Origin of the sequence: Rhizobium glycinendophyticum (genome assembly GCF_006443685.1) — a bacterium.
Taxonomy (GTDB): domain Bacteria; phylum Pseudomonadota; class Alphaproteobacteria; order Rhizobiales; family Rhizobiaceae; genus Allorhizobium; species Allorhizobium glycinendophyticum.
The window spans coordinates 1-22,440 of sequence record NZ_VFYP01000003.1 but is presented as its reverse complement, the minus strand read 5'-3'; the positions used below and the strand labels follow the sequence as shown (position 1 = coordinate 22,440).

General features: G+C 61.4%; 19 protein-coding genes and 1 tRNA gene. 8 read left to right on the top strand and 12 right to left on the bottom strand.

The window, feature by feature from the left end; all coding sequences use genetic code 11:
* Positions 1-85: 85 nt before the first annotated feature.
* Positions 86-1,513 carry a mannose-1-phosphate guanylyltransferase/mannose-6-phosphate isomerase gene (locus FJQ55_RS17200; RefSeq protein WP_140830132.1) on the bottom strand — a complete coding sequence of 476 codons (1,428 nt, stop codon included), beginning with the start codon at positions 1,511-1,513 and terminating at the stop codon, positions 86-88.
* A 295-nt stretch (positions 1,514-1,808) separates the two neighbouring features.
* Between FJQ55_RS17200 and FJQ55_RS17195 the strand changes: the two genes are divergently transcribed.
* Positions 1,809-2,510, top strand: coding sequence for a fumarylacetoacetate hydrolase family protein (locus FJQ55_RS17195; RefSeq protein ID WP_246085182.1), 702 nt, complete (start codon positions 1,809-1,811; stop codon positions 2,508-2,510).
* A 1-nt stretch (position 2,511) separates the two neighbouring features.
* The gene (locus FJQ55_RS17190; protein WP_140830130.1) at positions 2,512-2,934 is read left to right on the top strand and encodes a hypothetical protein; all 423 of its coding nucleotides are present in this window, start codon (positions 2,512-2,514) and stop codon (positions 2,932-2,934) included.
* Between the two features lie 137 nt (positions 2,935-3,071).
* Here FJQ55_RS17190 and FJQ55_RS17185 read toward each other — a convergent pair whose 3' ends face one another.
* The 3 genes from FJQ55_RS17185 to cpdR1 form a co-directional block, all read right to left on the bottom strand.
* Positions 3,072-3,866 (bottom strand): DUF3800 domain-containing protein, encoded by a 795-nt coding sequence (locus FJQ55_RS17185; RefSeq protein ID WP_161596994.1) that lies wholly within the window; start codon positions 3,864-3,866, stop codon positions 3,072-3,074.
* Between the two features lie 216 nt (positions 3,867-4,082).
* A tRNA-Val gene (locus FJQ55_RS17180) sits at positions 4,083-4,157 on the bottom strand.
* Positions 4,158-4,251: 94 nt separating this feature from the next.
* A complete protein-coding gene (cpdR1, locus tag FJQ55_RS17175) occupies positions 4,252-4,614 on the bottom strand; it encodes a response regulator CpdR1 (RefSeq protein WP_006726917.1) in 363 nt (120 codons plus the stop codon).
* Positions 4,615-4,811: 197 nt separating this feature from the next.
* Between cpdR1 and FJQ55_RS17170 the strand changes: the two genes are divergently transcribed.
* The gene (locus FJQ55_RS17170) at positions 4,812-5,687 is read left to right on the top strand and encodes an N-formylglutamate amidohydrolase (RefSeq protein WP_140830126.1); all 876 of its coding nucleotides are present in this window, start codon (positions 4,812-4,814) and stop codon (positions 5,685-5,687) included.
* Between the two features lie 362 nt (positions 5,688-6,049).
* A complete protein-coding gene (hisN, locus tag FJQ55_RS17165; protein ID WP_140830123.1) occupies positions 6,050-6,826 on the top strand; it encodes a histidinol-phosphatase in 777 nt (258 codons plus the stop codon).
* A gap of 3 nt (positions 6,827-6,829) precedes the next feature.
* Here hisN and FJQ55_RS17160 read toward each other — a convergent pair whose 3' ends face one another.
* Positions 6,830-7,819, bottom strand: coding sequence for an alpha/beta fold hydrolase (locus FJQ55_RS17160; protein WP_140830121.1), 990 nt, complete (start codon positions 7,817-7,819; stop codon positions 6,830-6,832).
* Positions 7,820-8,211: 392 nt separating this feature from the next.
* Here FJQ55_RS17160 and FJQ55_RS17155 point away from each other — a divergent pair, with 392 nt between their 5' ends.
* Positions 8,212-8,682, top strand: coding sequence for an Hsp20 family protein (locus tag FJQ55_RS17155; RefSeq protein WP_140830119.1), 471 nt, complete (start codon positions 8,212-8,214; stop codon positions 8,680-8,682).
* Positions 8,683-8,744: 62 nt separating this feature from the next.
* Here the strand turns inward: FJQ55_RS17155 and FJQ55_RS17150 are convergent, their stop codons facing one another.
* From FJQ55_RS17150 to FJQ55_RS17130, 5 genes are all read right to left on the bottom strand, one after another.
* The gene (locus FJQ55_RS17150) at positions 8,745-9,311 is read right to left on the bottom strand and encodes a DoxX family protein (protein ID WP_140830117.1); all 567 of its coding nucleotides are present in this window, start codon (positions 9,309-9,311) and stop codon (positions 8,745-8,747) included.
* Positions 9,308-10,090, bottom strand: coding sequence for an HvfC/BufC N-terminal domain-containing protein (locus tag FJQ55_RS17145; protein WP_140830115.1), 783 nt, complete (start codon positions 10,088-10,090; stop codon positions 9,308-9,310). The genes FJQ55_RS17150 and FJQ55_RS17145 overlap by 4 nt, the downstream gene beginning before the upstream one ends.
* Positions 10,080-10,946, bottom strand: a complete 867-nt coding sequence (gene bufB / locus FJQ55_RS17140) for an MNIO family bufferin maturase (RefSeq protein WP_140830892.1) — start codon at positions 10,944-10,946, stop codon at positions 10,080-10,082. Before bufB ends, FJQ55_RS17145 begins: the two co-directional genes overlap by 11 nt.
* A gap of 107 nt (positions 10,947-11,053) precedes the next feature.
* On the bottom strand, positions 11,054-11,356 hold the full coding sequence (locus FJQ55_RS17135) for a BufA1 family periplasmic bufferin-type metallophore (RefSeq protein WP_140830113.1): 303 nt from the start codon (positions 11,354-11,356) through the stop codon (positions 11,054-11,056).
* Positions 11,357-11,502: 146 nt separating this feature from the next.
* The gene (locus FJQ55_RS17130; protein ID WP_140830111.1) at positions 11,503-12,549 is read right to left on the bottom strand and encodes a threonine aldolase family protein; all 1,047 of its coding nucleotides are present in this window, start codon (positions 12,547-12,549) and stop codon (positions 11,503-11,505) included.
* Positions 12,550-12,960: 411 nt separating this feature from the next.
* On the opposite strand from FJQ55_RS17130, the gene gltB reads away from it, so the two are divergent.
* Positions 12,961-17,679 (top strand): glutamate synthase large subunit, encoded by a 4,719-nt coding sequence (gltB, locus tag FJQ55_RS17125; protein ID WP_140830108.1) that lies wholly within the window; start codon positions 12,961-12,963, stop codon positions 17,677-17,679.
* 175 nt (positions 17,680-17,854) lie between these two features.
* Positions 17,855-19,309: a glutamate synthase subunit beta gene (locus tag FJQ55_RS17120; RefSeq protein ID WP_140830106.1), complete on the top strand. Its 1,455-nt coding sequence runs from the start codon at positions 17,855-17,857 to the stop codon at positions 19,307-19,309.
* Positions 19,310-19,371: 62 nt separating this feature from the next.
* On the opposite strand, the gene FJQ55_RS17115 is transcribed toward FJQ55_RS17120, so the two are convergent.
* Positions 19,372-20,583 (bottom strand): SGNH/GDSL hydrolase family protein, encoded by a 1,212-nt coding sequence (locus tag FJQ55_RS17115; RefSeq protein WP_140830103.1) that lies wholly within the window; start codon positions 20,581-20,583, stop codon positions 19,372-19,374.
* A gap of 117 nt (positions 20,584-20,700) precedes the next feature.
* Entirely contained in the window at positions 20,701-21,918 is a 1,218-nt protein-coding gene (locus FJQ55_RS17110; protein ID WP_167507752.1) for a lytic murein transglycosylase, read from the bottom strand.
* Between the two features lie 199 nt (positions 21,919-22,117).
* Between FJQ55_RS17110 and FJQ55_RS17105 the strand changes: the two genes are divergently transcribed.
* Positions 22,118-22,440, top strand: a 323-nt coding sequence (locus tag FJQ55_RS17105) for a sugar phosphate nucleotidyltransferase (protein WP_246085181.1), incomplete at its 3' end; no start/stop codon positions are given.

The following is a 22,440-nucleotide window of genomic DNA, read 5'->3' as shown; positions in this document are numbered from 1 at the left end:
GATCTTGTGCAATGCAGCGCCATAAAGCAAGCGGCCCGGAGAGCCGAAGCTTCCGGGCCGCACAGGTTACGCAGATTGATGATCGTCAGCTGCGGCCGAATTCGTCGACCAGGCGGATGATGTCGTCTTCGCCGAGATAGGATCCGGTCTGCACCTCGATCACCTCGAGCTGGATCTTGCCGGGATTGGCGAGGCGGTGGACGGAGCCTTGCGGGATATAGATCGACTGGTTTTCGTTGAGCACTGTCACTTTGTCGTCGATGGTGACCTCGGCGGTGCCGCGCACACAGACCCAATGTTCGGCACGGTGATAGTGCTTCTGCAGTGAAAGCTTCTTGTCCGGATGAACGAAAAGGCGCTTCACCTGGAAGCGTTCGCCATTGAGAACCGAAGTGTAGCCGCCCCACGGGCGCAGCGCCGTGGGGTGATTTTCGGTGAGGCCTGCCGTTTCCTTGTTGGCCGCCAGCAGCTTGACGAGATTGCCAACGTCCTGGCTGCGGTCGAGGCGGCCGACATAGACGGCATCTTCCGAGGCGATGACGGCGACGCCGTCCATGCCCTGGACGGCGAGATGGGCCTCGCGGGACATGATCAACGAATTGGTGGTGTCGCTGACAGTGGCGTTGCCGCTCACGACATTGCCGTTCTCGTCGCCACCGGCGAGCTTCCAGATCGCATCCCAGCTGCCGAGGTCGGACCAGGTGATGGCTGCGGGAACGACAGCGGCATTGGCGGTCTTTTCCATTACGGCATAGTCGATGGAAATGCTGGGAGCTTCGGCGAAGCTTTCGGCGTCGAGGCGGGTGAAGTCGAGGTCGCCCTTGGCCTGTTCGACGGATTTCTCGACTGCTGCGAGAACCTCGGGGGCCAGCGCCTTCAATTCCTCAATCATCCGGCCTGCCGAGAACACGAACATGCCGGAATTCCAGGCGTAGTTTCCGCTGTCCAGCATCTGCTGGGCCACGTCGGCATTGGGTTTTTCCACGAAGCGCGAGACCTCGTGCACGCCATTGCCGATCTCGGCGCCGATCTCGATATAGCCATAACCAGTGGCCGGCTCCGTGGGCGTGATGCCGAAGGTGACGATCTTGCCGCTGCGGGCGGCATCTGCGGCACTTGCGACACACGCCCGGTAGGTGTCGTCGACGGTGATCTCATGGTCCGAGGGCAGGATCTGGATCAGCGCATCGCGGCCATGGCGCTGGGAGACGATGACGGCTGCTGCGGCGACGGCTGCGGCCGTGTTGCGCGCTTCCGGCTCCAGCACGATGCCGTCAAGTTTCACGTCCAGTTCGCGCGCCTGTTCTGCCACGAGGAAGCGGAAATCTTCATTGGTTACGACAAGCGGTGCGTCATAAAGAGCCTCGTCCGAAACGCGCATCAGGGTCTTTTGCAACAGCGTCTCGTCGCCGAGGAAACGGATGAACTGCTTGGCGGCGGCGGCGCGCGAGAGTGGCCAGAGACGGGTTCCCTTGCCGCCGGCCATGATGACCGGCACGATCTTGGTGCTCATGCTTTCTTGCCTTTCAAGGTCTGGCCGGGCAGCGGAAGGTCCGACCGAATTTCGCAGTGCCTGCCTCGCGCGACGTCCGAATGAGGCATCGTGCGCAAGGCGATCGACGCAACCCAAACGCGGGGGCGCGGATTTTGTTACATGTTTGGGCGATGGTTCCAAGTGCGGTGCATGATCGTCCTTAATTTCGCCGCTGGACGCGTTGCCGCGTGCCGCCTGTTGTGGTCAAGTCGGTTTGATATCCGACGCAGATGCGCGGAGAACCGTGTTCATCGCTGCCATGAAAGACATCCCCTTGAACCCCACCGTCCCGCTGTTTTCCGTTCCCGCCTCACCGCTCCTGCCCGTCGAGGGTCTCGCGGAAGGTTTCCCCGTGCACCGGATCTTCTGCGTCGGGCGCAATTATGCTGCCCATGCTGCCGAGATGGGCAATACGATTGACCGGGCAGCGCCCTTCTACTTCACCAAGCCACCGACGGGTCTGGTCTTGAGCGGCGGGATCATGACCTATCCGCCGGGCACCGAGGATTGCCACCACGAGATCGAACTGGTGATCGCGATCGGCCAACCCGCCTTTCAGGTCTCGGCCGCAGACGCTGCAGGCGTCATCTTCGGTTACGCCGTCGGCCTCGACATGACCCGGCGCGACCTGCAGCAAGCGGCGAAAGACAAGCAGCGTCCCTGGGACATGGGCAAGTCCTTCGAGCATTCCGCCGGGATCGGCCGGATCACGCAAGCCGCCGAGTTTGCGCCTGCCGGGCAGCGTATCGAACTGACCGTCAATGACACGACCCGCCAGGAGGGCGAACTCTCCGACATGGTGTGGTCGGTGCCGGAGATCGTCAGCCACCTCTCGCGCTATTATCACCTGACTCCCGGCGATCTCATCTATACCGGCACGCCCTCGGGCGTTGGACCGGTGCAGCCCGGCGACCGGCTGGTCGGGACGGTGGAGGGGCTTTCGCCGCTGAACGTTACCATTGGCCCGGCGGACTGAGATGACGGATTTGCAGAGCGTTGCGGGTCCTGCTCTCGTCGAAGCCCGTCGCTGCGGCACCTGCTCGCTTTGCTGCATCCTTCCCGACATCGACGAGTTGGACAAACCCGCCAACGAGCCCTGTCGCCACTGTCTGACCGGTGGCGGCTGTGCTGCTTATGCTGCCCGGCCCGCCACCTGTCGCGACTTCTATTGCCTGTGGCGGACGGATGCATCGCTCGGGCCTGAGTGGGAGCCTTCTATCAGCGGCATGATGCTTTACGCGCAGGGGCCGCAACTGACGGTGCTTGTTGACCCTGAGCGCGGCGAAGACTGGCGTCGGGCGCCGTATCTCGGGGAACTGGAAGCGAAGGCACGGGCGCTGAAAGCGGATGGAGGCTATGTGGTGGTGTATGTGGGGGATGCGGTGACGGTGGTGGGGTGACCGGCATCTCAGTTAGCCATAGAAATTCGGCTGCAATAGTGCTAAATAGAAGTCAGGCAGCCACGCGCCGGAAAAACCCAGAGCACTCGAAAGACTGCAGGCGAGCAATCGCAATCATGGGCCGGGGGGCTGCCGTTTCATTTGAAAAGTTCGATGAACCTGCTCTGTTGCGCGTTCAGGTCACACTCTTGGTATTTGGGTACCATTTTTACGCCATAGCTCAGATAGTTGCCTCCCCGATGATATGTCACGGGGCGGAGCAACTCTGCGTAGCGTAGTTCGCAGTTTCCATAGAAGTCGGGCTCGACCGCTGCCGCGAAAGATGAGGCAACGGCATCGACTAATTGAAGGCTCGCGTTTTTGTCGTGATCGTGTGCGTCCACCGCTTCGATGTCTATCACTGGCCAATGGATTTTGATCGCGGGATCAGGCTGTTTTTTTAACAGAGATAGATACGCACGAAAGCTCTGATACGACATGCCGCCACGACGGGAGAAGGTAATTTTTACTCGTCCATCGCCTTCGGGGACCTGTGGGCGATGATCACGGCAGAGCCAGGAGATTCGTTCGACGAGATAGCGCGCCAAGTAGAAGTAAAGCTGATTTCGCGCTGTATAAATGCCTGTCGGAATGGGCGGCTTTGCCGCCAGCACGCTGATTGTTCGCAAGGGCAGTGAGCCGATCGTCTGCGCGGCTACGGTTCGTTGGCCATGATTGAGGTCCATAAAGTGAAGTGTGCGGCTCTTCTTGTTGACGAACTTCTCCGAGATTGAATCTCGCCATCTGACCGCTTCAAGCGCGTAAACCTGTCGAAAGACGCAGGCGGACAGAATAAGCCATCTGGAAGAGCCACCGCGACGCCCGGGCTCGCGAAAATTGCCGAGCCCGTCGTCTCCTGATTCATCAATGAAGGCCACATACGAATGCGACACGATATGCCCCTCTTATGCCTTGCGGGGTCTTCCAGCGATCAGAAATTGATTGAGGTAATCGCCATTCTACCTTGGCGTCAACGGACGTCCGAATCAGCATGGGTGAAAAGGTGTTCGTGCGTAGGGAAGTGACGGCATGAAAGGCAGTAGATGTGGTGGCAGAGGCAAAATCGAAAAGGGCTCGCCGTTTCCGGCAAGCCCTTGAAAGAATTCGAATGGTGGGCGTGACAGGGATTGAACCTGTGACCCCTACGATGTCAACGTAGTGCTCTCCCGCTGAGCTACACGCCCATCCGATGGCGGCTTAAGACCACAAAACCGCTTCGCCCGTCAATAGGCATTTTGCAGTTTTGTGAAGAGATTTTTTCAATCCCTTCGGCAGGCCTTACGCAGCAAGGAGTTTGTTCACTTCGTCGACGAGATCGCGAAGGTGGAAAGGCTTGGACAGGACCTTGGCGTCCTTCGGAGCCTTCGAATCGGCGTTCAAGGCGACAGCGGCAAAGCCGGTGATGAACATCACCTTCAGGTCCGGATCGAGTTCGGTGGCGCGGCGCGCCAGCTCGATGCCGTCCATCTCGGGCATGACGATGTCGGTGAGGAGAAGGGAGAAAGGCTCTTCGCGCAGGCGGTCGTATGCGCTGGCGCCGTTGTCGAAGGAAGAAACTTTGTAGCCCGCCTTTTCCAACGCCTTCACCAGGAACCGGCGCATGTCGTTGTCATCTTCGGCGAGAAGGATTTTCTGTGTCATTTAGGGACCGCTGTATTCGATTGCATTGGACGCTCGCAGCCGCTCACTCTAGGTCCTGCCCAGTAAAGAACCGGTGAACAACGAAATCGTGAGCCTGCTCCGCCATTTTCAGGAGTATGGACTTTGCGACAGCCGGCTGGCAACATGGCGAACACAACAAGTTTGTGACTTGGTAAAGAAGAGGAACTGGGGAGCGGATGACCAACGAATTCGAGCCTTTCGAGATTCGCGAACCCGCCGTCCAGACCATTCCCTTCGTTTATAACTCGCCCCATAGCGGCCGCTGCTATCCGAGCGCTTTCCTCGATGAGTCGCGACTGGACGACCATTCGATTCGCCGATCCGAAGATCATTACGTCGACGAGCTGTTCTCGGCTGCGCCGAGTTTTGGGGCGCCGTTGCTCGTCGCACATTTCCCGCGCGCCTATGTCGATGTGAACCGCGAGCCCTATGAGCTCGATCCGCGGATGTTTTCCGATCCGCTGCCGCCCTATGCCAACAGCAATTCGGCGCGGGTGGCCGGCGGGCTCGGCACGATTCCGCGCATTGTCGCCGAGAACATGGAAATCTACGAGGGGCGCATGCCGCTTTCTTCCGCCATGGAGCGGATCGAGACCTGCTACAAGCCGTATCATGCCTGCCTGCGCAGGCTGATCGCCCGCACCCATGCCCGCTTCGGGCTGGGGGTGCTGATCGACTGCCACTCGATGCCCGGCAATATCCGTGTCGCCGGCAGCGGTATCAAGCCGGACTTCATCGTCGGCGATCGATACGGCACCAGTGCCTCGGCGGAGCTGTCGCGGGCGGCCTTGCAATTCCTCGAAGAGCTGGGTTTTGTCGCCGTGCGCAACAAGCCCTATGCCGGTGGTTTCATCACCGAACACTATGGCCGGCCGGCCCGCGACCTGCATGCACTGCAGATCGAGGTCAACCGCTCACTCTATATCGACGAGGCAACTTTGGAGAAGCGGCCGGATTTCGACATGCTGGCCGGATCTCTCGCCATCTTCATGGGCCAGATGGCCGATTTCGTCGCCGACTATTTCGGTGATCAGGCGCTGGCCGCCGAATAAGCCGCCTTTCCTTCAACTTTCCGCAAATGCGCTTTTGCCGGCCGAGTCCCACTGCGGATCGTGTGATGGGCTGTTCGCGCTATCCGAAGATAAAAAAAACCGCGCACGGGGCGCGGCTTCAAGTCTAGGGAGGAAACACCCAAGGAGGGTATTTACAGTCAGAGACTGTAGGTAAGACGTTATGTGTTGCGGTGCACCATTGTCAAGGTGAATCTCGGCTGTTTTTTAATCGTGGCGAAAAAATGCGCAGTTTCCATTGGCCGGCCTGGAGGGTGGCGTGAGAAGTGCAGCCGTTCAGACGGTTTTCTTTCCGCCCGGCAGGCATTAAGACTGGCGCCCTCACTCCTTAAGCGGAACCTCTCATGCGCCCCACCCGTGACTTCTTTTTTCGCCTCGCCGATGCCGCCAAGGCAGAGACCCTGCCGCGATTCCGCTCCGGCCTCTCGGTCGTCAACAAAGAGGCTCGGGGCTTCGATCCGGTGACCGAGGGCGATCAGGCGGCGGAAACGGCCATTCGCCGGCTGATCGAGGCGGAGTTCCCTGATCATGGTATCCTCGGCGAAGAGCACGCCAATATCCGTATGGACAGCGAGCAGCTCTGGGTGATCGATCCCATCGACGGAACGCGGGCCTTCATCTCGGGCGTTCCGGTCTGGGGCACGCTGATCGGCTTCCAGGAGCATGGACGCTCGGTGATGGGACTGATGGAGCAGCCGTTCACCGGCGAGCGCTATTTCGCCGATGGGAACAAGTCCTGGTATTTCGGGCCTGACGGCGAGCGACAGAATCAGGTGCGGGACTGCGGCAGTCTTGAAAACGCGATCCTGTTCACCACCTCGCCGCACCTCTTCCAGGGCTGGGAGGTCGAGCGCTATCAGGCGGTGCAAGATCGTGCGAAGCTCTTCCGCTACGGCGTCGACTGCTATGCCTATTGCCTGCTCGCGGCCGGCCATATCGATCTCGTCATTGAAACGGTGCTGAAGCCCTATGACGTCGGCGCGCTGATCCCGATCATCGAGCAGGCGGGCGGCGTCATCACCACCTGGGATGGCGGGCGGCCGGAAGCCGGCGGCTCGATCATCGCCGCAGGCTCAAAGGCCGTGCATGCCGAGGTGATGGAGATGCTCAAGCGGCGGTGACCGTCAGGCGTCGAGGCGGCTGTCGGTGAGCGTCCCGACAGGATCAGTCTCTTCTGGATCTCCGCCCGGGATGAAGGCAAAGAGCGCGGCCAGCGCCTGGGTGCGGTAGCGGTCCTGCTCCTGCAGGATCTCGTGGCGGGCGCCGGCAATCGGCACCAATTGCCCGGCACGGAAATACTGCGCCAGGGATTCCTGGTAATGAAAGGGCACGATCGGATCGTTGCCGGGGGCCACGATGACGGTGGGAACGGTGATCGAGGCGAGGTGGCGGGGGGTGCGCACTTCGGCAATCGCCTTCTGGCTTTCGTAAAGCCAGCGGGCGGTCGGCGGGCCCAGGAAAAGCTCCGGATGGTCAAAGACGAGCCGCTGGTTGCGGGCGAAGCGCTGCGGATCCGTGGTCAGTGGGTTGCCGTCGAAATCCTTGCGCGGCTCGTCCTTGTTCAGGCAAATCCCCCCGAAGCCGGTGAAGGTGGCAAGGGTCGCCAGGCGACGGATATTATCCGGAGAGGTTTTCTGACCGCCGAGGCCGACAAATGGCGCCGTCAACACCATGCGCTCGATACGGTTGGCCAGCCGTGGGGCGGCTTTGAGCGCAATCAGGCCGCCGGTCGAATGGGCGACCAGGAAGAAGGGCAGGCGGGTGTCGGGCAGGACGATCTGTTCGAGGAAGATCTCGAGATCCCTGATGTAGTGATCAAAGCGGCCGACATGGCCCTTGCGCGAATCCTTGATCAATCGGTCCGAGCCGCCCTGGCCGCGAAAATCATAGGTCGCGACCCAGAAGCCGCGCGCATTCATCTCGCTGATCGTTTCGAAATATTTCTCGATGGTTTCGTTCCGGCCATGCAGCAGCACGATCGTGCCACGGGTCATTTCCGCAGTGGACTTGAAAACCGCGTAGCGCAGATTGACGCCGCGATGGCCCTTGAAGAAACCGACGAGGGGCGTTCCGGGAATGGGGTTGCCGGGGGTGGCGTAGAGTGTCGCTTCCATCCTCAGAACTGCCTGTCCGTTGAGTGCGGTGTTCTTGATCCGGGATAGGATGGCCCCCGCAAAAGGTCAAAGGAAAAAGCCGGAACCGCAAACGGAGAATGCGGTCCCGGCGAAAGCGACCGGAGTGGAAGGGGCGATATCTCCGGCCCATCGGGTTCGAGACAACCGATGCCGATGGTTTAGCGGGGAAGGGCTGAACCGGTCTTGAACCTCCCGTTCATGCCGGATTCATCGATACGACGCTGCGGTTGATGCAGGCGATCTTGAATTCGCAAAACCGATTTCCCACATCGTTGATGCGGACGCCGAAAGGGTCCGTGACCTTAGCCTGCATCGCCCGTTGCGGGATGTGGGCGAACCCAAAACGCCAACGTCGCTTCCAGGAGGACACAATGCGTCACGTCGATTTTTCCCCGCTCTACCGCTCCACCGTCGGTTTTGACCGCCTGTTCACGATGCTCGACAGCCTCGGACAGCCGGAGCAGGCTCAGAGCTATCCGCCCTACAACATCGAACGCACCGGCGAGAACCTCTACCGGATCACCATGGCCGTTGCCGGCTTCGACGAAAGCGAGCTTTCGATCGAGGCACATGCCCATGTGCTGACCGTGAAGGGTGAAAAGGCCGAGGACGAAAAGGCCGAGCAGAGCGAGTTCCTCTATCGCGGTATCGCCAAGCGCGCCTTCGAGCGCCGCTTCCAGCTTGCCGACCATGTCGAGGTGACCGCCGCTTCCCTGAAGAACGGCCTGCTGCACATCGATCTTCTGCGTAACATCCCGGAGGCCATGAAGCCGCGCCGCATCGCAATTGCTGCGGAGGCCGCCGGCGCTGCGCCGAAGGCCATTGAGGCACACGTGAACTAAGCCTCAGCAGCATGCGGATGTTGAAGGCGGCGGGCGAAAGCCTGCCGCCTTTTCGTTTGTGCTCAAGCGAAGCGCCTGGTCCAGAGCGTGCACAGGATCTTGTCGAGGGACAGGAAGCCTGCGCCCTTCACCGCGAGATAGAGCAGCGGAAAGATCCACAGCAGACGCTGGTCGAGGATGACGCTGTCGGGGAAGCGGTCGAAGAGCGCGCCGATGGTCGCGGCATCGACCTTGTGCACGAGGATATCGGTGAGGCTCTGGACGAGGATGAAGCCGATCATGCCGGTTGCGGCAATCCGGGTGAAGAGACCGAGGACGACGAGGATCGGCAGGATCGTCTCGCCATACGTGCCGAAGATCACCATCAGCCCCCAAGGAAAACGAGCAACCGCTGAAACATCGCCGCCAGCTGCATCCACGGCCGGAAGCGCAATCTGATAATAGGCGCTGTCACTGATCGAGAGGAAACCATCGAACTTCGTCATCGCCGAATTCCAGTAGTAAGGAAGCAGAACCGCGGCGAAGACGAAACGGGCTGCGAGGCCGAGGAACCAGCGATCGAGGAGCCGTTCCACGAGCGCGACAATCCTGTCGTAAAGATGTTTGAGGGAAACAAGCTGGTGGATCATCGGGCTGCCCCTCTCTGTGGAAGTCTCAATCCGTTGAAAGCGCCGCTGGCGAGTGTAAGCGTGAGGATGCCGGCGATATCGGCCCCGGGATCTGCGCTTTCGGCCGCGTCGCAGGCTTCTTCGAAGGTGCCTCCTGTCATCAGCGCGTCGATGAAAACAGAGGCCGCAGCCGTCAGAACCGTGACCGAGACATCATAGGTAGGGCGGGTGATCAGCACGGCTTCGGGCTGGAAGGGGTCCAGACCATCCAGCGGAAGACCGGCCCGGTCGCGGCCGACGATGGTGCCGGCAGCATGTGGCAGTCTGAGTAAATGGCTGGCTGGATGGGGTTCGAAACGAATCTCGGGCAGAGTGTCCGGCGCCACGCCTGCGAGGGCGAGCGGGTCAAGTGGTGCGCGGTCGGCAGCATGAAAGGCGTCCAGCCAGGCCCGCTCGACACGTGCCACGTCGCCGAGAAAGGGGAGGTCGCGGGCTGGACCGAAGGCTTCGACAAAGGCAGGAAAGCTCGCGCCATAGGTAAACATCAGCGGCGAGGTCGGCAGGTTGTCACGGATATAGACATGCGCCATGGCGCGGAAGAACTCTTCGCCGAGGAGGTTCTGCAGCGTGGGATAGATCGCGGCGAGCGCGTCGACCAGCGATACCGCGACATTGTTGCGGTAGACGGCGAAGCGGCGGGCCACCCGTGCGCCGGATCGGTGGAGACCGGCAGGCGCGGGGAGGTCGTGATTGACGAGCGCTGCGGCGAAGTCGCCATTGGTGACGGGATCAGGACGCATGGCGCAGCCCGAGCCGTCGTTCGCCGAAGAGGTCCAGAATGGCGTCCGCCCGCTCAGCCTCTCGCCTGAGGATTGGCCAGTCCGGCACGTCATTGTCCCATTCGATGAGTGTCGGAAGCGGTCCCGTGCGGGCCAGCACCTCCCGGTAGAGCGACCAGACGACATCGTCCACCGCCCTGTCATGGCTGTCGATCAGGAGCGGCAGGCCGGCATCGTCCTCATCGGCCGCGTGGCCGGCGAGATGGATCTCTTCGACTTCGCGCAACGGGAATTCATCGAGGTAGTCCAGGGCGTCGTAGCCATGATTGGTGGCGGAGACATGGACGTTGTTGATGTCGAGCAGCAGGCCACAGCCGGTACGTCGGGCGATGGCACGAATGAAATCCGTCTCGCTCATGGTGGCCGCTTCGAAGGCGACATAGGTCGAGGGGTTTTCCAGCAGGATTTTTCGTTCCAGCACGTCCTGCACGTGGTCGATATGATCGCAAACCCGGTTCAGAGTGTGCTCGTCGTAGGGCACGGGCAGGAGGTCGTTGAAGAAGTGGTCGTCATGGGTGGACCAGGCGAGGTGCTCGGAGACCAGGGCGGGCTGATAGCGGTCAACGACGGCTTTGAGCCTCGTGAGGTGGGCCGAATCAAGGCCCTTGGGGCTGCCGATCGACAGGCCAACGCCGTGGACCGAGAGGGGGAAATCCTCGCGCATGCGGGTGAGGATGCGGTGCGGGTGGCCTCCTGCGCCCATGTAGTTTTCCGCATGCACTTCGAGGAAGCCGATGCGGAAATCATCCGAGAGGATGGCATCCGCATGTTGGGGCTTGAAGCCGGCGCCGCTCCGGGGCGGGAGCATGGGTTTAATGGTCGGGATCGATTGCTGTGACGGCATGATGGTTTCCTCAGCCTGACGGATGGTCCAGCCGCATCCCGGCCGCTGCGGTGTGCCGCAGGGGCCGGGACGGGAGAGGCTCAGGCTTTCGGAAGGTCGCGATCGAGGGCTTCGAGCGAACCCATGCGGCCGTCGGGCAGCGCCATGGTCAGGCAGGTGCCCTTGGCGACGTATTTCCAGGAATTGCCCTGGTAATCGACCTTGGATGTCCCGGCGCAGGTGGTGCCGGCGCCTGCGGCGCAGTCATTCTTGCCGGCCATGGCGACGCCGAAGCACTTTTCCTTTCCCTGTGCGGCGGCGGGACCCGACAGGAGGGCTGCGGCACCGACGGCCATGGTAACGGCGGCTGCGAGTGCTGCGGCATTGGTGGTGGTCTTGCTCATGATGGCTTCTCCTCGGATCGTGAAGCTGTTTCCCAAACCGGCCCGAATGGGTGCCGGCAGGGAGATCATGGCGAGCGGATCACCGATTGGAAAATCAATGATTATTGTATTCTTGATGTTCGATATGCTTGTAAGAATGGTGCTGTTCAGACGACTTCTATGAATTGATCGACTTCTTCTTCGGTGGTTGCGAAGCTCGTTACAAGACGCAGGAGCGTTTCGTTTGCACCGAGCAGGTGCGGCATGTCGCGGGGCGGCAGCCAGTCATAGACCATCGCGCCCTTGGCGCGGGCGCGGGCCACCGCATCCTTGTCGGCAACGGCGAAAACCTCGTTGGCGGTGGTATCCCAGGCGAGTCGGGTGGTGTTCTTGGCGGTCAGGCCGGCGCGCAGGCGGTCGGCCATGGCGTTGGAATGCGCTGCGAGTTCCAGCCACAGATCGTTCTCAAGATAGGCTTCGAGCTGGGCCGATATGAAACGGGTCTTGGAAAAGAGCTGGGCCGATCGCTTGCGGATATAGGGCATTTCCTCGGCCATTTCGGGCTTGAAGAAGATGATCGCCTCGGCACACCAGCAGCCATTCTTCGTGCCGCCGAAAGAGAGGATGTCGATGCCGCGCTTCCAGGTCATTTCAGCCGGGCTCGCTTTCAGCGCCACCAGAGCATTGGCAAAGCGGGCGCCGTCCATGTGGAGCGGCAGGCTCTTCTCCTTCGCGACCGCAGCGATGGCATCCAGTTCGCCAAGCGAATAGACCGTCCCGGCTTCCGTCGCCTGGGTCACGGTGATCGCCATCGGGCGGCCGTGATGGACGGAGGGGACATCGAAACGGGAGACGGCGATGTCGAGCGCTTCCGGATCGATCTTGCCGTTGTCGCCCTCGACCGGGAAGAGCCGGGTGGCGCCGGTCAGAAACTCGGGCGCTCCGCCTTCGTCGGAATTCACATGGGCATCATAGTGACAGAAGGTGACGCCGCCGGCCTTGGCGACGCTGGCCAGTGCCAAGGAATTGGCGGCCGTGCCGGTCGCCACAAAGAAGACGGCGACTTCGCGTTCGAACATGTCGTTGAACTTCGCCTCGATCAGCTTGTCATGATCGCTGGTGCCGTAAGCGGCGGCATAACCGGAGGCGAAGCGGGTCAGGCTTTCGGCGATCTTGGGATGGGCGCCGGACCAATTGTCGGATGCGAAGAACATGGTGATTTCCTGAGCCAGGGAGGGTTAGGGCGAGATTAGGCATTTCCGCGACACGATCAATCCAGTCCGCGGCGGACTATGTCGCAGGACTCGATTCCGCAAGAAGGCGAATAGCAGGGATGCTGACTTGAAATAAAATTGCGCCGTAGGCCCCTACGTGGCAATTTAGCGTCGGGCAGCCGGTTAATTTTCCGTGCGTCCCCTTGCAAGACAGGTTACATTCTGTCATAGAAATCCTCAAAATTAGGTCAGATTGATTGACCTAATTCGAGTTTCGGAACCTCGAACTCAGGTGTCATGCGGCGGTGATGTAACCCGGTCAGGGTTGGTCTTCGTCGTCTGGCGCCCGAAGCTGCGAAGGGTTCCAGATCAACCTGCCCGGTTTCGCCGGGCCCCACTGGAGGGAAGGCTATGACGAGCATGACGTCATCCGAAGAGATCAAGCGGTCCGCAGGCGCGGAATCGACTGGCAAGACGCCGGTCGTGCGCGCGGGTCTTCCTGCCAAGCAGGGTCTGTATGACCCGAAGAACGAGCACGATGCCTGCGGCGTCGGCTTCATCGCCCATATGAAGGGCGTGAAGTCGCATCAGATCGTCAAGGACGGGCTGTTCATCCTGGAAAACCTGACGCATCGTGGCGCCGTTGGTGCCGATCCGCTGATGGGCGACGGTGCCGGCATTCTCGTGCAGATTCCGGATCGTTTCTTCCGCGAGGAGATGGCGCTGCAGGGTGTCACCCTGCCGAAGGCCGGCGAATACGCCGTCGGGCATTTCTTCTTCCCGCAGGACGAAGAACAGATCGCCCATTTCAAGAAGGTCATCGCCGAGGTCTGTCTTGCAGAAGGGCAGGCCCTGCTCGGCTATCGCGACGTGCCGGTCGACAACTCGTCTTTGTCGAAGGCGCCGGACATCGCCGCCACTGAACCCCGCCAGATTCAGGTGTTCATCGGTGCCGGCCGCGATGCCGCGACGCAGGAGCAGTTCGAGCGCCGCCTGTTCCTGCTGCGCAAGGTGATCTCCAACCGCATCTACGATCAGTATGGCGGCCAGGAAACCGGCTTCTATCCGGTGTCGCTGTCGTCCTCGACGATCGTCTACAAGGGCATGTTCCTCGCCTATCAGGTCGGCGCCTATTACAAGGATCTCGCCGATCCGCGCTTCGAGTCGGCCGTCGCCCTCGTTCACCAGCGCTTCTCGACCAACACCTTCCCGTCGTGGAAGCTCGCGCACCCGTATCGCATGGTCGCCCATAACGGCGAAATCAACACACTGCGCGGCAACGTCAACTGGATGGCAGCGCGCCAGGCATCGGTCTCCTCGCCTCTCTTCGGTGACGACATCTCCAAGCTCTGGCCGATCTCCTATGAAGGTCAGTCGGATACGGCCTGTTTCGACAACGCACTGGAATTCCTACAGCGCGGTGGCTATTCGCTCGCCCATGCGGTCATGATGCTGATCCCGGAAGCCTGGGCCGGCAACCAGCTGATGAGCGCCGAACGCAAGGCGTTCTACGAATATCACGCAGCCATGATGGAACCGTGGGACGGCCCCGCCGCCGTCTGCTTCACCGATGGCAAGCAGATCGGTGCCACGCTCGACCGCAACGGCCTGCGTCCGGCCCGCTATCTCGTCACTGACGACGACCGCGTCATCCTCGCATCCGAAGCCGGTACGCTGCCTGTGCCGGAAGAGAAGATCATCAAGAAGTGGCGCCTGCAGCCGGGCAAGATGCTGCTCATCGATATGGAGCAGGGCCGCATTATTTCCGACGAGGAAGTAAAGTCGTCGTTGGCCGGCAGCCATCCTTACCGCGAGTGGCTGGATCGCACGCAGCTGATCCTCGAAGACCTGAAGCCGGTGGAGCCGCGCGCGCTGCGCCGCGACGTGTCGCTGCTCGATCGCCAGCAGGCCTTTGGCTACACCACCGAAGACACCAAGATCCTGATGTCGCCGATGGCGACGACGGGTCAGGAAGCGATCGGCTCGATGGGCACCGACACGCCGATTTCGGCGATGTCGACCAAGTCGAAGTTGCTCTACACCTATTTCAAGCAGAACTTCGCCCAAGTCACCAACCCGCCGATCGACCCGATCCGCGAAGAGCTCGTCATGAGCCTCGTGTCCTTTATCGGTCCGCGGCCGAACATCCTCGATCATGAGGGCATGGCGAACGCCAAGCGCATGGAAGTGCGCCAGCCGATCCTGACCAATGGCGATCTCGAAAAGATCCGCTCGATCGGTCATATGGAAGACCGGTTCGACACCAAGACGCTCGACTTCACCTATGACGTTGCGCGTGGGGCAGAGGGCATGCCGGAAATGCTCGATCGCCTCTGCGAGCGGGCGGAAGCGGCCGTTCGCGGCGGCTACAACATCATCGTGCTGTCCGACCGCCAGATCGGCCCGGATCGTATCGCGATCCCGGCGCTGCTTGCGACCGCGGCCGTGCATCACCACCTGATCCGCAAGGGGCTGCGCACCTCCGTCGGCCTTGTCGTCGAATCCGGCGAGCCGCGTGAAGTGCATCACTTCTGCTGTCTCGCGGGCTTCGGCGCCGAGGCGATCAACCCCTATCTCGCCTTCGATACGCTGACCGACATGCACAAGCACGGCGAATTCCCGAAGGAAGTATCGGAAGACGAAGTCGTCTATCGCTACATCAAGGCTGTCGGTAAGGGCATCCTCAAGGTCATGTCCAAGATGGGCATCTCGACCTACCAGTCCTATTGCGGCGCGCAGATTTTCGACGCGGTCGGCCTGTCGTCCGAACTGGTCGACAAGTATTTCTTCGGCACAGCCACAACGATCGAAGGCATTGGCCTGACCGAAATCGCCGAGGAGACCGTGGCTCGCCACAACTCAGCCTTCGGCAAGGATCCGGTTCTCGCCAACACGCTCGATATCGGCGGCGAATACGCCTATCGCATGCGCGGCGAAAACCATGCCTGGAGCCCGGACTCGATCGCGTCCCTGCAGCATGCCGTGCGTGGCAACAGCCAGGATCGCTATCGCGAATTCGCCGAGATGGTGAACGAGAGCAATCTGCGGATGAACACCATCCGCGGCCTCTTCAAGATCAAGTCTGCGGAAGCCCTCGGTCGCAAGCCTGTGTCGATCGATGAGGTCGAGCCGGCGGTTGATATCGTCAAGCGCTTCTCGACGGGCGCAATGTCCTTCGGCTCGATCAGCCGCGAGGCGCATACGACGCTCGCCATTGCCATGAACCGGATCGGCGGCAAGTCGAACACCGGTGAAGGTGGCGAAGAGAGCGATCGTTACCTGCCGCTGGCCGACGGTTCCTCGAACCCCGAACGCTCGGCGATCAAGCAGATCGCGTCCGGCCGCTTCGGTGTGACCACCGAATACCTTGTGAATGCCGACATGCTGCAGATCAAGGTTGCCCAGGGTGCAAAGCCCGGCGAAGGCGGTCAGCTGCCCGGTCACAAGGTCGACGCAACCGTTGCCAAGACCCGTCACTCGACCCCGGGCGTCGGTCTCATTTCGCCGCCGCCGCATCACGACATCTATTCGATCGAAGATCTCGCGCAGCTGATCTACGACCTGAAGAACGTCAACCCTGAGGCTGATGTCTCGGTCAAGCTCGTCTCGGAAGTCGGCGTCGGCACGGTTGCCGCCGGTGTCGCCAAGGCGCGCGCCGACCATATCACCGTCTCCGGCTTCGATGGCGGCACGGGTGCATCGCCGCTCACCTCGCTGAAGCATGCTGGTTCCCCTTGGGAGATCGGTCTTGCCGAGACCCAGCAGACGCTGGTGCTGAACGGTCTTCGTTCGCGCATCGCCCTGCAGGTCGATGGTGGTCTGAAGACCGGTCGCGACGTTATCATCGGTGCGCTGCTCGGTGCCGACGAATTCGGCTTTGCGACCGCGCCGCTGATCGCGGCCGGCTGCATCATGATGCGCAAGTGCCACCTGAACACTTGTCCCGTAGGCGTTGCGACCCAGGATCCGGTGCTGCGCAAGCGCTTCAAGGGCACGCCGGAGCATGTCATCAACTACTTCTTCTTCGTTGCTGAAGAAGTGCGCGAGATCCTGGCCTCGCTTGGCGTGACCAAGCTCGATGAGATCATCGGCGCTTCCGAACTGCTCGAAAAGGACGAGATGCTCGCCCACTGGAAGGCGAAGGGTCTGGACTTCTCTAAGATCTTCCACAAGGTCGATGCGCCGAAGTCTGCCACCTACTGGACCGAGAAGCAGAACCATCCGATCATCGACATTCTCGACCGCAAGCTGATCGAGAAGGCGATGCCGTCGCTGGAAGCCAAGCAGCCTGTTGTCTTCGACGTCGACATCAAGAACGTCGACCGTTCGGCTGGCGCCATGCTGTCGGGGGAAGTCGCCAAGCGCTACGGCCACAAGGGTCTGAAGGACGATACGATCCACGTCACGCTGAACGGCACGGCCGGTCAGTCCTTCGGCGCCTTCCTGGCGCGTGGCATCACCTTCGACCTCGTCGGCGATGGTAACGACTATGTCGGCAAGGGCCTGTCGGGTGGCCGCATCATCGTGCGACCGCCGGAGAATGCCCGCATCGTCGCGGAGAACTCGATCATCGTCGGCAACACCGTGCTCTATGGCGCGATCTCCGGCGAATGCTACTTCCGCGGTGTGGCCGGTGAGCGTTTTGCCGTGCGCAACTCGGGTGCGATCGCCGTTGTCGAGGGCGTGGGTGACCATGGCTGCGAATACATGACGGGCGGCGTGGTCGTCGTGCTCGGCGAAACTGGCCGCAACTTCGCAGCCGGCATGTCCGGCGGTGTGGCTTACGTGCTCGACGAGAGCGGCGATTTCGCCAAGCGCTGCAACATGGCCATGGTCGAACTCGAGCCGGTTCCGGAAGAGGACGACATGCTGGAGAAGCTGCACCATCACGGCGGCGACCTCATGCACAAGGGCCTGGTTGACGTGTCCGGCGACATGACCCGCCACGACGAGGAGCGCCTCTACCAGCTGATCTCGAACCATCTGCATTACACGGGCTCGAACCGCGCCAAGCAGATCCTCGACAGCTGGGCCGAATATCGCCCGAAGTTCCGCAAGGTCATGCCGGTCGAATACCGCCGTGCGCTTGAGGAGATGGAACGCATGCGCATGGGCGTGGCTGCGGAATAATCAGGGTCCGCCCCTCACCCCGCCTCCGCTCCGCTCGGCGACCCTCTCCCCGTAAACGGGGCGAGGGGGACCGCCAACGGCGCGGGCTGCCTCTTCTCCCCGCTCGCGGGGAGAAGGTGCCGGCAGGCGGATGAGGGGCATTTTCCACACAGAAGTGAATTAGAGGAAAACAGACATGGGCAAGGTTACAGGTTTCATGGAAATCGACCGGCAGGTGGCGAAGTATCAGCCGGCCTCCGACCGCATCCGCCATTTCCGCGAATTCACCATCCCCATGTCGGATGCCGAGGTGACCAAGCAGGCGGCGCGCTGCATGGATTGCGGCATTCCCTATTGCCATGGTCCAACCGGCTGTCCGGTGCACAACCAGATCCCTGATTGGAACGACCTCGTCTATAACAACAAGTGGGAGGAGGCGATCCGCAACCTCCACTCGACGAACAATTTTCCGGAATTCACCGGTCGCGTCTGCCCGGCACCCTGCGAGGAAGCCTGCACGCTGAACCTCGAAGACACGCCGGTTGCGATCAAGACTGTCGAGCAGGCGATTGCCGACAAGGCTTACGAGCTCGGCTTCATCGTGCCGCAGCCGGCAACGATCCATACCGGCAAGAAGGTTGCGATCATCGGCTCCGGCCCGTCGGGTCTCGCCGCTGCCCAGCAGCTTGGCCGAGCCGGTCATGAAGTGCATGTCTATGAGCGCGAAACCAAGCCCGGCGGCCTGCTGCGCTACGGTATTCCGGACTTCAAGATGGAAAAGAACTTCATCGATCGCCGCGTCGAGCAGATGAAGGGCGAAAACGTCACCTTCCATTGTGGCGTGAATGTCGGCGTCGACGTGACTGTCGAGAAGCTGCGCGCAGATTATGATGCCGTACTTTATTGCGGCGGTTCGGAAACTCCGCGCGAGGCCGGCATTCCCGGCGTCGAGTTCCATGGCGTGCATGATGCCATGCCCTACCTCGTGCAGCAGAATCGCCGCGTCGGTCGCGAAAACATCGACAGCGCCGGCTGGCCGGCCGATCCGATCCTGGCCGGCGGCAAGCATGTCGTCGTCGTCGGTGGTGGCGACACGGCATCTGACTGCGTCGGCACGGCCTTCCGCCAGGGCGCCGTCAAGGTGACCCAGCTCGACATCCGCCCGCGCCCGCCGCAAACCGAAGACAAGCTCGCCGTCTGGCCCTTCTGGGCAACCAAGATGCGCACCTCGTCTTCTCAGGCGGAAGGCGCTGTTCGCGAGTTCCAGGTGGCAACGCTCGAATTCGTCGGCGAAGACGGCGTGCTGACCGGCGTGAAGTGCTGCCAGGTGGACGAGCGCCGTAAGCCGATCGCCGGTACCGAGTTCATCATCAAGGCCGATCTCGCCTTCATCGCCATCGGCTTCTCCGGTCCGTTCACCGACAGCGTGCTGAAGGAACTCGACGGCAAGCTCGAGCTCAACACCGACCGTCGCGGCTCGACCAATGTCGTTGCCAACGACAAGGACTATCGCTCGTCGGTCGACAAGCTCTGGGTTGCCGGCGACGCCCGTCGCGGCCAGTCGCTGGTGGTCTGGGCGATCCGCGAGGGGCGTCAGGCGGCACGTGCGATCGACGAAGCGCTGATGGGCGCAAGTGTGCTGCCGCGCTGAGACGCACCTTTCGGTTCAAGCTTTGAAAGGGTCGCTCACGGGCGGCCCTATTTCTTGTGGAATCACGGTGTTGCGACGGTGTCCAGTGGGCGCTTCACGTAATCGACGCGGCCGACGGGCGGGTCGGGGAGTTTGCCGTTCCGGACGAGCATGTCGCGCGGTGACTTGCGCCCGGTGGCGGGCAGGGGCGCGCCGCCGAGTAATTCGGTTGCCCCGTCAAGCTCCGGGTCGAAAAGATCGATCGGCGGCGTGCTGACTATGCCTTTGTCTTCTTCGACGGGCGGCAGATCGATCAATGCCGGCAGGTTGGTGGCGTCGAGGCGGATCAGGTCCGGGCTGCTCATGTCGCCGAGCAGGCGGCGCACGGATTTCTCGACATAGAATGCAAGCTTGCGCTTGCCGGGAGCCGTGAAGCCGATCCCGTCATTGCCGCGCAGGCGCACGGGCTGGCCGTTGATGTCGGAGCCGGTGACGATAAAGCGACCGTCCTGATCGACGAAGCCGTCCCAGACATCGACGAATTCGCCGCCGAGTTTTTCGATGTTGGTGCGGTAGAGCGTGTTCAGCCGAAGCGCGTCGGCCGTCATGTTCTGCGTCCGGAATGCCGGTAGGCCGACCCAGATCAACGGAACCTTGGCTTTGACGGCGATCTCAGCGAGCGCGGTTACGCGCGTGGCATAGGCTGCAAACCAGTCGTCGGTGCGGAAATCGTATTTCGCGGCCGGTGTCACCAGTTGCTGACGGTCATTGGCGCCGATTTGGATCACAACGACGCTTGGACGAATTTCCGAGATCAGGCCCGGAAGCATTCCGGTCCAGTCATAAAAATCCTCGCGCACAAGGCCGGAGGAGCCGTTGGAGCGTGTTTCAATCACCACGCCGGGCGCATCTTCGAAGGCGCTTTTCAGACCCTCACCCAGGCCGCCTGCAACGAAGTCGCCGATGACCAGCACCTTCTTTGCATTCTCCAGCTTCTCCGGTGGCGGCGGGGCGGCGGGGACGGCGCGGCTTGTTGGCGCACGGGTGTCGATCCTGGTGATGCTGCCGCCGGTCTTCTTGCGCGGACGCGGCTCCCTGATCGGGCGCCGGACCTCGCGCGGGGGCACGTATTCCGGCTGGCGTGTGCCGAACAGCACGTCGAACAGCGTACGGCGACGCTCCAATTGCTGCGCTTGCGTTTCGACTGTCACCAAGGCGGTGGCTGCGATCACCACGGCCAAAGCGAGGCTTGCAAGGCGGGTCAGGCGGCTGAAAGCGACGCGCCCAATTGTCATTGCGATCTCCTCCGCTCCTGCTCTCTGCCTGCCAAAAAAGTGCGGCCGACGCGATGCCCCGTTGTGGAGCGCGTCGGCCGGCAAGTCAATCTGCGGTCCGTCCTGATGTCGGCCGTCTCAGTTGCGTAGGGCTTCGAGCAGCACACGCGACGGCTGGCCATCGGCTGCCATGCCGAGGCGCTGCTGGATGGCGGCGATCGCGGCCTTGGAGCCGGAGCCGAAATTGCCGTCGATCTTGCCGTCGTAGTAACCGAGCGCCTGCATCCGCGTCTGCAGCTCGAACTTTTCCTTCATGTCGAGCGTGCCATCCGGGCGCGGCCAGCGCTGTTGCATGCCGCCATAACCGGCGATCTCGTCGGCGAGCAGTCCGACACCGAGCGCATAACTGTCGGCGGCGTTGTAGCGCTTGAGGACGAAGAAGTTCTTGGTCATCAGGAAACCCGGGCCGTTGCCGCCGCCGAGCATCTTCAGCTCGGCACGCTCCGCGCCGTTCTTGAAGCCCTTGCCGGACGGACGGGCAAAGCCGAGCGCCTGCCACTGGGCAAGCGTCTTGGTCTGGCCGGCGAACTTGTAGCCGCCCTGCGGAACCACGGTCTCATAGCCCCAGGTGCGGCCGGTCTGCCAGCCGTTTTTGGCGAGCAGATTGGCCGCGGTCGCCAGCGCATCCGGTACGGAGTGCCAGATGTCCCTCGTGCCATTGCCATCGGCATCGATCGCATAGAGCAGGTAGCTTGAGGGGATGAACTGGGTGTGCCCCATGGCGCCTGCCCAGGAGCCCATCAGGTTCTTGTTCGACACGTCGCCGTTCTGCAGCATCTTCAAGGCTGCGATCAGCTGGGTACGGGCATATTTCGCCCGCTTCTTGTCGGCATAGGCGAGCGTTGCCAGAGAACGCGGCACGTTGTGCAGACGGTCTGGACGCTCAAGGGCGGCCCCGTAATTCGTTTCCATCGACCAGATGGCGAGGATGACGTGCTTGTCGACGCCGAAGTGGTTTTCCAGCGCCTTCAGCAGGCCGCCGTGCTTGGCGAGCATTTCCTGACCGATCTTGACGGTGTAAGGGTTGACCCGGCTGTCGAGGTAGTCCCAGATCTCGGATTTGAATTCGGGCTGATAGGCCGCCTTTTCCAGCACGAACTGGTCGGGCTCCTTTACGCCGGCAAAGGCCTGGCGGTAGGTTTTTTCCGTGATGCCGCTCTTGGCGGCAATCGGATAGAAGTCGCGAATCCATTTCTGGAATCCGGCATCGGCAAAAGCCTGCACCGGCATCAAGGCCGTCGACAGGGTCAAGGCGATTGCGCCGAGAAGGCTGGGATGGTGTCTTTTCATGGGCATCTCCCGTTCGTTCTACGGTTTGCAGCCGGAACAAAGGCTGTTCACGCAAGGTTAATGCTGTTCGGTCAACAAACCTTTACCATGTGGTCCCGGCTGCCCCCGTCTTCGGTTCGCTTTTGCGAATTCTAAGCAATTCTATGTTACTGGCCGTGACTGCGGTATGATGGCGTAAATCGATTAGATCCTCGAGGAGGAATGAGTGGTTCAGACTAAGAAGCTCCGCAAAGCCGTATTCCCTGTCGCCGGCCTCGGCACTCGCTTTTTGCCCGCGACCAAGGCGGTGCCGAAGGAGATGCTGACCGTGGTCGACAAGCCGGTCATCCAGTATGTGGTCGACGAGGCGATCGAAGCGGGCATCGAGCATTTCGTCTTCGTGACGGGACGCGGAAAGGCCGTCATCGAGGATTATTTCGACATACAATTCGAGCTCGAGCAGACGCTGAAGGCCCGCAACAAGAACGCCGAACTGTCACTCTTGAGCGATCTGCAGCCGACCGCCGGGCAAACCAGCTTCACGCGTCA

Coding starts and splice junctions, on each gene's coding strand:
- FJQ55_RS17110 (WP_167507752.1), bottom strand. CDS start 21,918: ATGCCCATGAAAAGACACCATCCCAGCCTTCTCGGCGCAATCGCCTTG.
- cpdR1 (WP_006726917.1), bottom strand. CDS start 4,614: ATGACACAGAAAATCCTTCTCGCCGAAGATGACAACGACATGCGCCGG.
- FJQ55_RS17120 (WP_140830106.1), top strand. CDS start 17,855: ATGGGCAAGGTTACAGGTTTCATGGAAATCGACCGGCAGGTGGCGAAG.
- FJQ55_RS17115 (WP_140830103.1), bottom strand. CDS start 20,583: ATGACAATTGGGCGCGTCGCTTTCAGCCGCCTGACCCGCCTTGCAAGC.
- FJQ55_RS17155 (WP_140830119.1), top strand. CDS start 8,212: ATGCGTCACGTCGATTTTTCCCCGCTCTACCGCTCCACCGTCGGTTTT.
- gltB (WP_140830108.1), top strand. CDS start 12,961: ATGACGAGCATGACGTCATCCGAAGAGATCAAGCGGTCCGCAGGCGCG.
- FJQ55_RS17150 (WP_140830117.1), bottom strand. CDS start 9,311: ATGATCCACCAGCTTGTTTCCCTCAAACATCTTTACGACAGGATTGTC.
- FJQ55_RS17135 (WP_140830113.1), bottom strand. CDS start 11,356: ATGAGCAAGACCACCACCAATGCCGCAGCACTCGCAGCCGCCGTTACC.
- FJQ55_RS17160 (WP_140830121.1), bottom strand. CDS start 7,819: ATGGAAGCGACACTCTACGCCACCCCCGGCAACCCCATTCCCGGAACG.
- FJQ55_RS17170 (WP_140830126.1), top strand. CDS start 4,812: ATGACCAACGAATTCGAGCCTTTCGAGATTCGCGAACCCGCCGTCCAG.
- FJQ55_RS17130 (WP_140830111.1), bottom strand. CDS start 12,549: ATGTTCTTCGCATCCGACAATTGGTCCGGCGCCCATCCCAAGATCGCC.
- hisN (WP_140830123.1), top strand. CDS start 6,050: ATGCGCCCCACCCGTGACTTCTTTTTTCGCCTCGCCGATGCCGCCAAG.
- FJQ55_RS17200 (WP_140830132.1), bottom strand. CDS start 1,513: ATGAGCACCAAGATCGTGCCGGTCATCATGGCCGGCGGCAAGGGAACC.
- FJQ55_RS17145 (WP_140830115.1), bottom strand. CDS start 10,090: ATGCGTCCTGATCCCGTCACCAATGGCGACTTCGCCGCAGCGCTCGTC.
- FJQ55_RS17190 (WP_140830130.1), top strand. CDS start 2,512: ATGACGGATTTGCAGAGCGTTGCGGGTCCTGCTCTCGTCGAAGCCCGT.